This is a genomic window from Dactylosporangium sp. CA-233914 (assembly GCF_050942935.1).
Classification (GTDB): Bacteria; Actinomycetota; Actinomycetes; order Mycobacteriales; family Micromonosporaceae; genus Dactylosporangium.
This window is the reverse complement of the sequence record NZ_CP192030.1, coordinates 1,791,509-1,804,120: the sequence shown is the minus strand read 5'-3', so window position 1 is coordinate 1,804,120 and position 12,612 is coordinate 1,791,509. Positions and strand designations below refer to the sequence as shown.

Annotated in this window: 7 protein-coding genes; 3 read left to right on the top strand and 4 right to left on the bottom strand. The window is 71.9% G+C overall.

From position 1 onward, the window contains the following. Nucleotides 1–6: 6 nt before the first annotated feature. A complete protein-coding gene (locus ACQPY0_RS08235) occupies nt 7–813 on the bottom strand; it encodes an ABC transporter ATP-binding protein (protein WP_432995073.1) in 807 nt (268 codons plus the stop codon). A 52-nt stretch (nt 814–865) separates the two neighbouring features. Here ACQPY0_RS08235 and ACQPY0_RS08230 point away from each other — a divergent pair, with 52 nt between their 5' ends. Both ACQPY0_RS08230 and ACQPY0_RS08225 read left to right on the top strand, forming a co-directional pair. Beyond that, nucleotides 866–1,837 (top strand): ATP-binding cassette domain-containing protein, encoded by a 972-nt coding sequence (locus ACQPY0_RS08230; RefSeq protein WP_432986538.1) that lies wholly within the window; start codon nt 866–868, stop codon nt 1,835–1,837. Then, a complete protein-coding gene (locus ACQPY0_RS08225) occupies nt 1,834–2,823 on the top strand; it encodes an ABC transporter permease subunit (RefSeq protein WP_432986536.1) in 990 nt (329 codons plus the stop codon). The genes ACQPY0_RS08230 and ACQPY0_RS08225 overlap by 4 nt, the downstream gene beginning before the upstream one ends. 78 nt (nt 2,824–2,901) lie before the next feature. Here the strand turns inward: ACQPY0_RS08225 and ACQPY0_RS08220 are convergent, their stop codons facing one another. Continuing rightward, nucleotides 2,902–4,077, bottom strand: coding sequence for an ROK family transcriptional regulator (locus ACQPY0_RS08220; protein ID WP_432986534.1), 1,176 nt, complete (start codon nt 4,075–4,077; stop codon nt 2,902–2,904). Between the two features lie 203 nt (nt 4,078–4,280). Here ACQPY0_RS08220 and ACQPY0_RS08215 point away from each other — a divergent pair, with 203 nt between their 5' ends. Beyond that, on the top strand, nt 4,281–5,732 hold the full coding sequence (locus ACQPY0_RS08215) for a glycoside hydrolase family 3 N-terminal domain-containing protein (protein WP_432986532.1): 1,452 nt from the start codon (nt 4,281–4,283) through the stop codon (nt 5,730–5,732). Nucleotides 5,733–5,968: 236 nt separating this feature from the next. On the opposite strand, the gene ACQPY0_RS08210 is transcribed toward ACQPY0_RS08215, so the two are convergent. Beyond that, nucleotides 5,969–6,214 (bottom strand): hypothetical protein, encoded by a 246-nt coding sequence (locus tag ACQPY0_RS08210; protein ID WP_432986530.1) that lies wholly within the window; start codon nt 6,212–6,214, stop codon nt 5,969–5,971. Between the two features lie 1,422 nt (nt 6,215–7,636). Beyond that, complete coding sequence (locus ACQPY0_RS08205) at nt 7,637–12,520, bottom strand: NAD-glutamate dehydrogenase (protein ID WP_432986528.1); 4,884 nt, start codon at nt 12,518–12,520, stop codon at nt 7,637–7,639. Nucleotides 12,521–12,612: the final 92 nt, after the last annotated feature.

Below are 12,612 nucleotides of genomic sequence, written 5' to 3'. Positions count from 1 at the left end.
TGCCGTTCAGGCCTGGGCGTGGAAGCGGCCGTCGATCGTCGTGAGCTTCAGCGGCATGCCGAACGTCGTCGACAGATTCTGCGCCGTGACGGTCTCGTGCAGCAGGCCCTGCGCCACCACGCCGCCGTCGCGCATCAGCATCGCGTGGGTGAAGCCGGGCGGGATCTCCTCCACGTGGTGGGTGACGAGCACCAGCGCGGGCGCGTCCGGGTCCTCGGCGAGCGCGGTGAGGCGGCGCACCAGGTCCTCCCGGGCCCCCAGGTCCAGCCCGGCCGTCGGCTCGTCCAGCAGCAGCAGCTCGGGGTCGGTCATGAGGGACCGCGCGATCTGTACCCGCTTGCGCTCGCCCTCCGACAGCGTGCCGTAGAGCCGGTCGGCCAGCCCCGCCACGCCGAGCTGGTCCAGCAGCGCCATCGCCCGCGCCTCGTCCATCGCGTCGTAGCGCTCGCGGAAGCGCCCGACCACGGCCCACGAGGCGGTCAGCACGACGTCGCGGGCGGTCTCCTCGCCTGGCAGCAGCAGCCCGTTGGAGGAGAACCCGAGGCGGGTCTTGAGCTCAGCGATGTTCGTCCGGCCGAGGCGCTCGCCGAGCACCGTGACGGTGCCGCTGGTCGGGTAGAGCCGCGCGCCGGCCAGGTTGAGCAGAGTGGTCTTGCCGGCCCCGTTCGGGCCGAGGATCACCCAGCGCTCGTCGAGCTCGACCCGCCAGCTCACCGAGCGGATGAGATGGCTGCCGTCGCGGGTGACCGTCGCGTCGTCCACGGCGATGACAAGGTCATCTGACACGCGCCAATCCAACCACGCCGGGCATATCGATGGTTGCCGGGGCCCCGCGCGCGTGACCGAACCCGTATTGTGCCCAGCGATGAGTCCCGTTCTGGAAATCGAAGGTTTGCTCAAGACGTACCAGAGCGTGTTCGGCCGGCCGCGCGCCGCCATCGACCGCCTGGACATGAGGGTCGAATCCGGGCAGATTCACGGCTTTCTCGGCCCGAACGGCTCCGGCAAGTCCACGACGCTCAAGACGCTGCTCGGGCTGCTGCACGCCGACGGCGGCCACATGGCCATCTTCGGCCAGCCGGTGCCGCGCCGGCAGGCGGCGGTCGCCCCGCGGGTCGGCGCGATCGTCGAGGCGCCGGCGTTCTTCGGCAACTTCAGCGGATTCAAGACGCTGTCGCTGCTGGCGACGGCCGGCGGGGTGCCCAGGCAGCGGGTGGGTGTCGTCCTCGAGCAGGTCGGGCTGGCCGACCGCGCCGAGGACCTGGTGCGGTCCTACTCCCTGGGCATGCGCCAGCGCCTCGCGGTGGCGTCGGCCCTGCTGAAGGACCCGGAGCTGCTGATCCTCGACGAGCCGAACAACGGCCTGGACCCCCAGGGCGTGCGCGAGATGCGCGACCTGCTGCGCGCGCAGGCCGACCGCGGCATGACGGTCGTCGTCTCCAGCCACATCCTGGCCGAGATCCAGCAGATCTGCGACTCCGTCACGATCATCTCCCGGGGCCGCACGGTCGCGGCCGGCCCGGTCGCGGAGGTCCTCGCCCTGGCGGACCAGGGCGCGTATCGCGTGCGTGTCGAGGACCACCACCGCGCCGCCGAGATCCTCACCGAGGCGGGCGCGAGCGTCAGCGTCGCCGGCGACCACATCATCGTCCACGACCTGGCCGACCCCTCGTGGGTCTCCCAGGCGCTGGGCGTCAACGGCATGTGGGTCCGCGAACTCGCCCCGGTCGCCCAGCTCGAGGACGCGTTCCTGACCCTGACCGGCGGCGGCCCGCGCCGCGGCGCGTTCCGCCCCGTCGACGACTCCGACTGGACCACCGAGGAGCACCCGGCATGACCCGCCTGTTCGCCGCCGAGTGGTCCCGGCTCTTCGGCCGCCGCGTGACGCTGGTGACCCTGGTGCTCATCGCCGTGCTGCTGGCTCTGCTCACGTTCGGCTTCACCCTCACCCGCAGCGAGCCGACCCCCGACGAGATCGCCATCGCCCGGGAGAACGCTGTCTCGGCCGCCGCGATCTGGGACCGCAACGTCGAGCACTGCGGCAACGTCCTGAGCGGCCTGGAGACCGCCGAGCCCAACGAGCAGTTCCCGACCAGCTGCGACTACGGCCCGCGTCCCACGCCCGAGTCCCTGCTCGACTACGGCTTCTCGTTCCACCGCCAGTGGCCGACGCTGTTCTACACCGCCGCGATCGTGCTGGCCCTGGCCGGCTTCGTGCTGGGCGCCTCCTTCATCGGCGTCGAGTGGAGCTCCGGCGGCATGGCGAACCTCCTGCTGTGGGTGCCCCGCCGCGGCGCGGTCCTGGGCGCCAAGCTCCTCGCGGCGCTGGCGGGCATGGGGCTCGTCTCGGTGGTGTACCTCGCCGTGTGGACCGGCGCCTTCATGGCCGTCGCCGCCGGCAACGGCACCGTGAGCCAGATGACCGCCCCGGAGTTCGGCTCGCTCGTGCTGACCGGCGTCCGCGTGGTCCTGCTGGCCCTGGGCGGCACCGCGCTGGGCTTCTCGATCGCCTCGCTGGGCCGGCACACCTCGACCGCCCTCGGCGTCGGGATGGCATACCTGCTCATCTACGAGCTCGGTGCCCTGGTCCTCTTCAGCGTGGTGCAGACGGACGACTACTCCCAGAAGTTCCGTCTGGCGCCGTACCTGTCGGCCTGGCTCACGAAACGCTTCGTGTTCGACATGGACAAGCCGAAGCCGGGCACCGTGGCGACGGCGGGGTTCTCGGGCAGCTGGCAGCAGGGCGGTCTGGTCCTCGCCGCGGTGGTCCTGGTGGTGGTGGCGCTCGCCTTCTTCTCCATGCGCCGCCGCGACGCCCGCTGAGGATGGATTGAGGCGGTGCGGCCCCGGGGTCGCACCGCTGATCGGCGCGCGAAAAAATCTTGACGCGCCGTGAAAGTTTCAGGCCGTCGAGCCGAAGACCTCCTCGCGGACCGCGTCCAGGCCCGTGAGGATCGCGCCGTGCAGGACCGGTTCTGAGGCGACCTCCGTGGCGACCACGCGCGGGGAGACCACGGCGATGGCGGCCACCTCGTGCTGCACGCGCTGGGCCAGGTCCGCGCCGCCCGCCTGGCCGATCTCGCCGGCCAGGACGACCAGCTCCGGGTCCAGCACGAGGCCCACGGAGGCCACGCCCAGGGAGATGCGGCGGGCGAGCTCGTCGAGGAAGGGGCTGCCCGCGGTGCCGGCGGCGATGGCCGCGCGCACCGCGTCGGCTGCCGCACCCGTGGACTTGAAGCCGTGGGTCTTGGCGATGGCGCGGACCGCCGCGGCGTCGACCAGGGTGCGGAAGCCGCTCTTGGAGCGGCGGGAGGCGTCCCGGGTGACCTGGGTGCCGGCCACCGGGAGGTAGCCGATCTCGCCGGCCGCGCCGACGCTGCCGCGGTGCAGGCGGCCGCCCAGGACGACCGCGGTGCCGACGCCCCGGTCGAGCCAGACGAGTACGAAATCCTGGGCTCCTACGGCGGCGCCGCTGTGCTGTTCGGCGATGGCGGCCAGGTTGACGTCGTTTTCGAACATGACCGGGCGGTTGAGGTCGTCGCGCAGGGCGGTGAGCAGGCCACGGTGCCAGCGCGGGAGGTCCCAGGCGAACGTGATCTCGCCGCTCTTCGGGTCGACCAGGCCGGGGGTGCCCAGGACGATGCGGCGGATGCGCTCGATCGGGGCGCCGGCGGCGGTCGCGGCCTCGATGACGGCGGCGTGTACGACCTTGACGGGGTCGTCGCCGTCGCCGATCGCGACGTCGGTGCGGCCCACGATGTTGCCCGTGATGTCCGCCACGCCGGCCACGACGTGCGCGGGGCCGGCCTCGACGCCGACGACGAACGCCGTCGCGGGGACCACGGCGTACATCTGCGCGTTGGGTCCGCGGCCGCCGGCCTGCTCGCCGACCCGGGCCACCAGCCCGCGCTCCTCCAGGCGTTCCACCAGCTGGGAGGCGGTGACCTTGGAAAGCCCGGTCAGCTCGCCGAGCTGCGCGCGGGTCAGCGGCCCCCGGCTGAGCAGCAGCTCCAGGGCGGCACGGTCGTTGAGGGCGCGCAGCAGGCGCGGCGTGCCGGGAAGTCGGGCGGAACTCATCGCGACGAAGACCCCTAGTATTTAGGAAACTTTCCTATTAGCGTGCCACAGGCAACCTATTCGGAAAGCGTACGGTCGGACCACCCGCTCGGCCTACGCCAACCGGTCAAGAAGCTCCTACGATCGTGGATAGCGCATCGGACGAGTGTGCAGCGGCGCCCGCCCGCCGTTCGCACCCGCGTTCGCGCTGAGGGGGGAAGAACGTGTCGACCGATCCCGGACTCCGCCGCCTGGCCCTGGGCACGCTGCTGGGCGCCTTCCGCGGGGCGCAGGCCCCGGCGTGGGCCGTGGACCTCCTTGCCGAGGGGATGGCCGGGCACCTGCTCTTCGGGTACAACATCGTCGAGCGCGACCAGCTCGCGGCGCTGACCGCGAGCCTGCACGCCGCCCGCGAGGACGTGCTCATCGCCATCGACGAGGAGGGCGGCGACGTCACCCGCCTGGCCCACCGCGCGGGCAGCCCCTACCCGGGCAACGCCGCCCTGGGTGCGCTCGGGGATCCCGCGGTCACGCGCCGGGTGTACCGCACGATCGGCGCCGAGCTGGAGACCCTCGGCATCAACCTCGACCTCGCACCCACCGTCGACGTGAACACCGCGGACGACAACCCGATCATCGGCACCCGCAGCTTCGGCGCCGACCCGATCGCCGTGGCCACCCACGCCGCCGCCGCGGTCCTGGGCCTGCAGGGCGCCGGGGTCGCCGCGTGCGCCAAGCACTTCCCCGGCCACGGCGCCACCCTCGCCGACTCCCACCGCGAGCTGCCGACCGTCGACATCGACCGCGCCGTGCTGGGTGGTCGCGAGCTGCCGCCGTTCGTCGCCGCGATCGAGGCCGGCACCAAGTCGATCATGACCGCCCACATCCGCGTCCCGGCCCTGACGGGCGACGCGCCGGCCACCTTCAGCCGGGCCGTGCTCGTCGACCTCCTGCGCCGCGAGCTGGGCTTCACCGGAGTCGTGGTGACCGACGCGCTGGAGATGCTCGGCGCGGCCCGCTACGCCGGCGGCATCCCGCAGGGCGCGGTGCTGGCCCTGGCCGCGGGCGCCGACCTGCTGTGCATCGGCGCCGACATCGACGAGGACATCACGAACGCCTGCGCGGAGGGGATCGTGGCGGCCGTACAGGACGGTCGCCTGCCCCTCGAGCGGCTGGAGGAGGCCGTGGCCCGCGTGGCCGAACTGGCGGCGTGGACGCGCACCGGCGACCGGACCGACCGCGAGGAGCCGGGCCTGGGCTACCCGGCGGCCCTGGGCGCAGTACGCATCGAGGGCACCCACGACCGCGCACGCCCGCCGCTCATCGTGCAGCTGGAGGCCGAGTCGTCGATCGCCGCGGGGCGCGTGCCCTGGGGCCTGGGGCCGCACGTCAACGGCACCGAGCAGATCCGCGTCGTCGCCGACCAGGCCGACACCGCCGACCTGCGCACCCGCGCGGGCAAGCGGCCGATCGTGGTGGTGGGCCGCAACGTGCACCGCCTTCCCGGCGCCCGCCCGCTCGTCGAGGCCCTGGCCGAAACCCACGCCGTGACGGTCGTCGAGATGGGTTGGCCGTCGTCGTGGCGCCCGGCCGGGGCGCGGGCCTTCATCGTGACGTGGGGCGCAAGCCACGCCAACGGCCGCGCGGCCGCGGAGACCCTGGGCCTGGCCGCCTGACGATTCACGCACCGACGTAGAGCCGTACGTTTCACAGCTCGCAAGGTTCCCGCCATCGCACGATGTGCGCGCCCGCGGGGCGCGGCAGCCGAGACTGGCCGCTGCGCCCCGCGACATTCCCGCCACCGCCCCGTTGCCGCAAAGAGGCACGCGGAAGCAGCGGCCGCCGGAGCGACCAACTGTCGGTCAAGATCGAACTGTCGCCTTGGCGCCGGCCGGGCCACGGTTTCCCCTGCTCAGGGATTTTTGTCGTACCCCTGTTCTAAGTTCTTCTCATGACCGAGGTGCTGACGGCAACCGCCGAATCGGAATGGCGCAGCCGATTGGACGCGATGCTGGCCGAGCACCGCCGTCGTGTGGCTCGTCGCCGTGCGGTCCGTGCCGAGTTCGCTGAGGCCCGCCGCCGAGGTTTGGAGGCGCGTCATGCCGAGCGCCTGGCCCGTCTGGACGCCGAGGCCCGCACCGCCGAGATCACCGCCCACTGGGCCGAACAGGACGCCCGAGCCGCCCGCCGTCGCTCTCTGGACAGCCTGCCCAATCCCCGCCGTCCGCCGACCCAGCCCACCCCGGACAGGCCACCCACCCAGCCCGCCTCCCACCATCCTGTGAGTAAGCCCAGCCCCCACGGCCCGGCCACCCAGCCCAGTCCCCGCCGCCCGCCGACCCAGACCACCCCGGACAGGCCACCCACCCAGCCCGACCCCCGCCATCCGGTGACCCAGCCCACCTCCCACCGTCCCGTCAGTAAGCCCAGCCCCCACGGCCCCGCCACCCAGCCCAATCCCCGCCGTCCGCCGACTCGGCCAGACCCGGGCTGCCTGCCAGCCGAACCCGACTCCCGCCGTCCGATCACCCAGCCCAACCCCCACGCCGAACCGTCCGCGCCCACCCCGCCCGGACCACCTCGCCCGCACAACCTTGCCACCCCACCAGCGCAACCCTTACCGCCCCCGACGTCTCGCCCGCAATCGCCGAGGCCACCGTCGCCGCCGACGTCCCGCGCACCATCGCCAGAGCCTTCGCCGAGTTCCCAGCCGGCACCAACGTCACCGCGCCCCCAACCGGTTCAGTCACCGCCACCCGGGCCGGTCCAGTCGTCGAGCTGTCGATCCGCAGGGACGCCACCACCGTCACCGCGGCGGCCAAGCCGCTGCGGTGGCGACGCCGCTTCACCACCACCGCAGCACCGGCCGAGCCGTCCCGGCGGCACCGCACCACCGCCCACCGCCCCGGCACCCCCCACCCACCGGACCGCCGCCGCACCTGCGCATCCCTCAATGCCGCTGAGCCCCCGTTGCGACCAGACCACCACAGGCTGCCCCCGGGCCACGTCCACCCCGTCATCCACGCATCCGATCTCGCCGGCCAGCACAGTCGAGCACCAGACGACCAGAAGGCAGCCGCCGGACGCGCGGCTCGACAACATCACCACGGCCGACCGTGACTCCGTCGCTCCCCACGTTCACCACCCCAGTCGAGCGGGAGGGCGCCGCCGACGTGACCGTGATGTCGTCACCAGGCGGAGTCGACGCTTCCGCTGTTGCCCTGGTCGCCGAGCCGGCCACCGGGCGTCACCCGCCGATGTGGACCCACGCGGCCGAGGCGACGCTGGCGGCGGCTGTGTGGGCCTCCGGCGACGGGGGCTCGGCCGCCCAGATCATGCCGAGCGGCTTGAGCTGCCGCGACGTGGGCGCACCGGCAGGCCGGCAAGCGCATGCACGACGGATCCCGTGCCCACTCCGACGACAGGCAGTCCGGATCGCCCAAATGAGCGCCTATTGCCGGAGTCTCCGAGTGGCGACGCAGAGCGCCCGACGTGTCGGAAAGCCCAAAGCTCGTGGCAACGGGAAACGAACCGGCCGGACAGGAGGACCTGTCCGGCCGGGCGTCGAGCCGTAGCGCGGTCAGGCGGCCGAGGCGCGGACCAGTGTGCGGATCTGGCGGAGCAGCACGGACAGGGCCGCCAGGTCGCCCGGGGAGTCGCCGAACTCGCCGATCGCGTTGCGCGTGCGGGCGATCGACGTCGCGTTGCTCTGCTCCCACTCGTGGACCCGCACCTCCGGCTCCGCCTCCGGCGACGTGCCGTTGAGGACCTCCGCGGTCAGGGCGGCCAGCGCGGCGTACAGGTCGTAGCGCAGCGCCATGCGGGCGAGGGTCTGCCAGCGGTCCTCGCGCGGCAGGGCGGAGATCCGCGACAGCAGATCGTCGACCCGGAAGCGCTCGGACAGCAGGTAGTACACCGTCGCGACCTCGTTCACGTCGCGGTCCGTGGCCGCGGCCACCTCGACGATGTCGAGCAGGCCGAAGCCGTACATGATGCGGGTCGTCGTCTCGGCGAGCGCATCGGGCAGGCCCAGCTCGCGCAGCCCCTCGGTGTTGGCCCGCAAGGCGTCGCGCTCGCGGCCGCGGAAGAGGGTGTCCAGCTGCGGCAGCAGGCGAGTGATGCCGGGGCGCAGGCGGGCGATCTCGCCGGGCACGTCGATCGGCAGCCGGCGGTTGGACAGCAGCCAGCGCACGGCCCGGTCGAGCAGGCGACGCATCTCCAGATACACCGCCGTCTGCGACTTCGTCGGGATCTGGTTGTCCAGCGACTCGACCGCGCGGCGCAGCTCGCTCAGGCCGTACACCTCGTTGACGACCACCGACGCGCGCAGGACGTCCGCGGCGCCGGCCCCGGTCTCCTCGGAGGCGCGGTGGAAGAACGACGTGCCGCCGCGGTTGACCGCCTCGTTGACGACCGCCGTGGTGACGATCTCGCGGCGCAGCGGGTGCTCGGCCATCGCGTCGGTGAAGCGCTCGCGCAGGGCGGTCGGGAAGTAGCCGATCAGGACGTCGTTGGTCCACTCCTCGTCGGGCAGGTCCGAGTCGAGGATCTCGTGCTCGAGGACGATCTTGACGTAGGAGAGCAGGACGGCGAACTCGGGCGAGGTGAGCCCCACGCCGCTGGCGGCGCGCTCGTCGAGCACGTCGTCGGCCGGCAGGCCCTCCAGGATGCGGTCGAGCTGGCCCCGGCGCTCCAGGTCGGCGATCAGGCGCTTGTGCACCGGCAGCAGCGAGCGGGACTGCGCCCGCGCGTTGCCCAGCGCCGTGGCCTGGTCGTAGTTGTCGCGCAGGACCAGCTCGCCGACCTCGTCGGTCATCTCGGCCAGCAGCGGGTTGCGATCGGCCGCCTCCAGCCGGCCGGCGGCGACCGCGCGGTCGAGCAGGATCTTGATGTTCACCTCGTGGTCGGAGCAGTCCACGCCGGCGGAGTTGTCGATGAAGTCGGTGGCGATGCGGCCGCCGTTGAGGGCGTACTCGATGCGGCCGCGCTGGGTCAGGCCCAGGTTGCCGCCCTCGCCGACGACCTTCGCGCGCAGCTCGCGGCCGTTGACCCGGATGTAGTCGTTGGCCTTGTCGCCGACCTCGGCGTGGGACTCGCCGGTCGCCTTCACGTAGGTGCCGATGCCGCCGTTCCAGAACAGGTCCACCGGCGCGGCGAGGATCGCGTGCATGAGGTCGTTCGGGGCGAGCGGCCCCGTGGCCGTGATCCCGAGCGCCTCGCGCGCCTCGTCGGAGATGTTGATCGACTTGGCCGTGCGCGGGTAGACGCCACCGCCCGCGGAGATGAGCGACTTGTCATAGTCGTCCCACGAGGAACGCGGAAGTCCAAAGAGCCGGGAGCGCTCTTCGAACGAGCTGCGCGCGTCGGGGGCGGGGTCGATGAAGATGTGACGGTGGTCGAAGGCCGCGACCAGGCGGATGTACGGCGAGAGCAGCATCCCGTTGCCGAAGACGTCCCCGGACATGTCGCCGACACCCACCACGGTGAACTCGTTCGCCTGGGTGTCCACGCCCAGCTCGCGGAAGTGCCGCTTGACCGACTCCCAGGCGCCCCTGGCGGTGATGCCCATCTTCTTGTGGTCGTACCCCGCCGAGCCGCCCGACGCGAAGGCGTCGCCGAGCCAGAAGCCGTACTTCACCGAGATCTCGTTGGCGATGTCGCTGAACGTCGCTGTGCCCTTGTCGGCCGCGACGACGAGATACGGGTCGTCGGGGTCGTGGCGCACCACGTCCGGCGGAGCGACGATCTTGCCGCCGTCGAGGTTGTCGGTGACGTCGAGCAGGGCCGAGATGAACAGCTGGTAGCAGGCCACGGCCTCGTCGCGGTCGCCCGGGTTCTGCTTGAGCACGAACCCGCCCTTGGCGCCGGTCGGCACGATGACGGCGTTCTTCACCATCTGCGCCTTGACCAGGCCGAGGATCTCGGTGCGGAAGTCCTCGCGCCGGTCGGACCAGCGCAGGCCGCCGCGGGCGACGGCGCCGAAGCGCAGGTGCACGCCCTCGAACCTCGGGGAGTACACGAAAATCTCGAAGCGCGGCCGGGGCGCCGGCAGGTCGGGGATCGACTGCGGGTCGAGCTTGAAGGCCGTGTAGGACTTCGGCCGGCCGCCTTCGCCGCGCTGGTAGAACGAGGTGCGCAGGGTCGCCTGGATCAGGTGCAGGAACGAACGCAGGATGCGGTCCTGGTCGAGGCTGGTGACCTGGTCGAGGTCGGCGTTGATCGCCGTGACCAGCTCCTTCGACCACTCCGAGCGGGCGGCCTCGGACAGCTGCAGCCGGTGGTCGAAGCGGGCGACGAAGAGCGCCACGAGCTTGGAGGCGATCGCCGGGTACGCCAGCAGCGTCGTCTCCATGTAGTCCTGCGAGAACACGGTGCCGGCCTGGCGCAGGTACTTCGCGTAGGCGCGCAGCACCACGACCTCGCGCCAGGTCAGGCCGGCCTTGAGCACGAGGGTGTTGAAGCTGTCGACCTCGGCCTCGCCGCGCCACGTCGCCGAGAAGGCGTTCTCCAGGTGGGGGCGGACCTCGGCGATGGCGCGGGAGTCGGGCGGCAGCTGCAGGCCGAAGTCGTACAGGTAGATCGTGCCGTCGGCGCGGACGACCTCGTAGGGCCGCTCGTCGGTGACGCGCACCCCGAGGGAGTGCAGCACCGGCAGCACGGCCGAGAGCACCATGGGCTCGCCGTAGCGGAAGACCTTGAAGCGGAGGTCGGACTCGTCCTGGCGGCGGCGGTACACGTGCATGACCAGCTGCCCCGGCTCGTCGAGCAGCTCCAGCTTCGCGACGTCCTTGACCGCCTCGTAGGGCGTGTGCTCGTCCTTGTAGGTGTCCGAGATCGCGCCGCCGTAGCGCTGGTAGAGCACCTTGGCCTGCTGCTCGTCGTTGAGCTTGCGCTCCAGCACGAGCCGGAAGTCGTCGTCCCACAGCCGGGTCGCCTCGGACAGGCGCTCGGTGAGGTCGTCGACGTCGACCCAGCCGGGCGGGTTGCCGGGCTCGGTGCGCACGATGAAGTGCACGCGCGCGAACTTCGACTCGCTGACCCGGGTGGTGTAATCCACGCCGACGCCGTTGAGCTCGGCGAGCAGGATCTGCTGGATGCGCAGCCGGTTGGCGGTGGTGAAGCGGTCGCGCGGGAGGTAGACCAGGCACGAGATGAAGCGGCCGTACGCGTCGCGGCGCAGGAACACCCGCAGCTGGCGGCGTCCGGCCAGGCGCAGCACGCCCATGACGGCCTTGTAGAGCTCGTCGGTGCCGATCTGGAACAGCTCGTCGCGCGGATACGTCTCCAGCGTCTCCATGAGGTCCTTGCCGGAGTGCGAGCGCGGGGAGAGCCCGGAGCGCTCGACGACCTCGGCGACCTTGCGCTTGACGACGGGCAGGTCGCGGACGCTGGTGCGATACGCCGCGGAGGAGAACAGCCCCAGGAACCGCTTCTCGCCGACCACGTTACCGTCGGCGTCGAACTGCTTGAAGCCGATGTAGTCGAGGTACGCGGAGCGGTGCACGGTCGCGCGGGAGTTGGCCTTGGTGATGATGAGCAGCCGCTTCTCCAGCGCCTTGGCGTAGGCCTCGGCGGTCATGGAGGACAGCACCCGCGGCTTGACCTGGTCGGCGCGCAGGATGCCCAGCCCGGTGCCCAGGACCGCCTGCAGCAGCTCCTCGCCGTTCTCACCCTTGATCAGCTTGTACTGCCGGAAGCCCAGGAACGTGAAGTGGTCGTCCGCCAGCCAGCGCAGGAGCTCGACCGAGTCGGTGATGTCCTTGTCGGGGACCGGCAGCTGAGCGGAGCCGAGCTCGTCGGCCAGCGTCAGGGCCTGGGTGCGCATCTTCGACCAGTCCTCGACGGCCTCGCGCACGTCGTTGAGCACGCGGGTGAGGTCGGCGCGCAGCTCCTCCAGCTCGGCCTCGTCGCGGATTCGGTCGACCTCGATGCGAATCCAGCTCTCGACGATGTCGCCGGCGTTCGCGTCCTCGGGCTCGATGCCGACGCGGACCCCCTCCAGCGCGCCGAGCGGGGCACGGCGCAACACCACGAGCGGGTGGACCAGCAGGTTGACGTCGATGTCGCGCGAGGACAGCGCACTGGTGACGGAGTCGACCAGGAACGGCATGTCGTCGGTGACGATCTCGACCGCGGTGCCGCCGGTGACGCTCAGCCCCAGGCGCAGCTTCAGCTCGCCGGGCGTGCGCTGGCGGGCCAGCTCCAGGTGTGACTGGGTGGCCTCCACCATCTTGGCGGCATTGCAGGCGGCCAGTTCCTCGTCGGGAACCAGGCGCCAGTAGGCCGCTACCAGTTCGGGATCCGCATCCTGCGCGGTGGCCAGCACGACCGCCTCCGCGACCAGGTGCTCCGCGTTGGGCACTGACTGCTCCAGCTCGTCGTCTTCGACCGCCGGTTCGGTTCCGCGAGCGCCGCCTAAGCCTCGCGCGGCAGCCTTCACCGGGGTTGCCCCAGGCCGATTCATCGGTTGTTCTCCCCTCGCCCACCACGTTGTGGGTTGTCCCCGCTCAGCCTAAGACGTCGTCGTGGGGTTTTCGTCGGGCGCCCGGTCCACCA